The following is a 1,395-nucleotide window of genomic DNA, read 5'->3' as shown; positions in this document are numbered from 1 at the left end:
CCCCCCCACCGCCCAAGGGCCGGCACCGCCCGGGTGGCGCTGCATACCGGTCGGTCGGTATGCTGTGGGGAGCCTCCCCCGGGGGCCGACGACGAGGAGGTCGCCGTGCAAATCACCGGAGCCGTTCTGGAACGCTGCGGCGCGAGTGCGCCGTTCACCGAGTCCCGCCCGATCACCATCGGCCCGTTGGAACTCGACCCTCCCGGCCCAGGCGAGGTGCTCGTGCGCATCGAAGCCGCCGGACTGTGCCACTCGGACCTGTCCGTCGTGGACGGCAACCGGGTGCGGCCCACGCCGATGCTGCTCGGTCACGAGGCCGCCGGGATCGTGGAGGCGGCCGGGCCGGGAGCCGGGATCGACACCGGGCGACGGGTCGTCATGACCTTCCTCCCCCGCTGCGGCCAGTGCGCCGCCTGCGCCACCGGCGGGCGGCTGCCCTGCTCGACGGGCAGCGAGGCCAACGCCGCCGGGACGCTCGTCGGCGGCGGCCGGCGGCTGCGCCGAGGAGGCTCGGCCGTCCACCACCATCTGGGCGTCAGCGCGTTCGCCACACACGCCGTCGTCTCTCGGAGCTCGGTCGTGCCCGTCGAGGACGACGTGCCTCCCGACATCGCCGCGCTCCTCGGCTGCGCCGTCCTCACCGGGGGCGGCGCCGTCGTCAACGCCGGGCGGCCCGCGGAGGGTGCGGCCGTCGCCGTCGTCGGGCTCGGCGGCGTCGGCATGGCCGCGCTCCTCGTCGCCGCCGCCCTCGGCCACGACGTGATCGGCGTCGACGCCGTGCCCGCCAAGCTGGAGCTGGCCCGCGAGCTCGGGGCCGCCGCGTACACACCGGACGAGGCCGCCGAGGCCGGGCTCCGCGCCCCCGTCGTCATCGAAGCCGCCGGCTCGGCCCGCGCCTTCGAGACCGCCTACGCCCTCACCGCCCCGGGCGGCACCACCGTCACCGTCGGCCTGCCGCACCCCGACGCCCGCGCGAGCATCGCGCCGCTCAGCCTCGTCGCCGAGGCCCGCACCGTCGTCGGCTCCTATCTCGGATCGGCCGTGCCGAGTCACGACATCCCCCGGTACGCGCGGCTGTGGCGCACCGGGGCCCTGCCGCTCGACCGCCTCGTGTCCGACCGCATCGCGCTCGAGGACCTCCCGGCGGCACTCGACCGCCTGGCCTCCGGCGGGGCGCTCCGCCAGCTCATCACCTTCTGACCGACCGAAAGGAACCGTCCATGACCTCTCGCACCGCGATCGTCACCGGCGCCGCGCGCGGCATCGGGGCCGCCACGGCCCGCCGGCTCGCCGCCGCCGGGCACGCCGTCGCCGTACTCGACCTCCTGGAGGACCAGGCGCAGGCCACGGCCGACGCCATCACCGGCGACGGCGGCCGGGCGCTCGCCGTCGGGG

The 1,395-nt window shown here is 76.9% G+C and carries 2 protein-coding genes; both read left to right on the top strand.

Annotated features, from left to right (window positions below; all coding sequences use genetic code 11):
* Nucleotides 1-105 precede the first annotated feature (105 nt).
* Nucleotides 106-1,200 carry an MDR/zinc-dependent alcohol dehydrogenase-like family protein gene (locus tag ACYVK3_RS12370; protein WP_460497626.1) on the top strand — a complete coding sequence of 365 codons (1,095 nt, stop codon included), beginning with the start codon at nucleotides 106-108 and terminating at the stop codon, nucleotides 1,198-1,200.
* Between the two features lie 20 nt (nucleotides 1,201-1,220).
* On the top strand, nucleotides 1,221-1,395 hold a 175-nt coding region (locus ACYVK3_RS12365), incomplete at its 3' end, for an SDR family NAD(P)-dependent oxidoreductase (RefSeq protein WP_460497747.1).

The organism is Glycomyces tarimensis (assembly GCF_054776215.1).
This window is presented reverse-complemented; position numbering and strand designations above follow the sequence as displayed.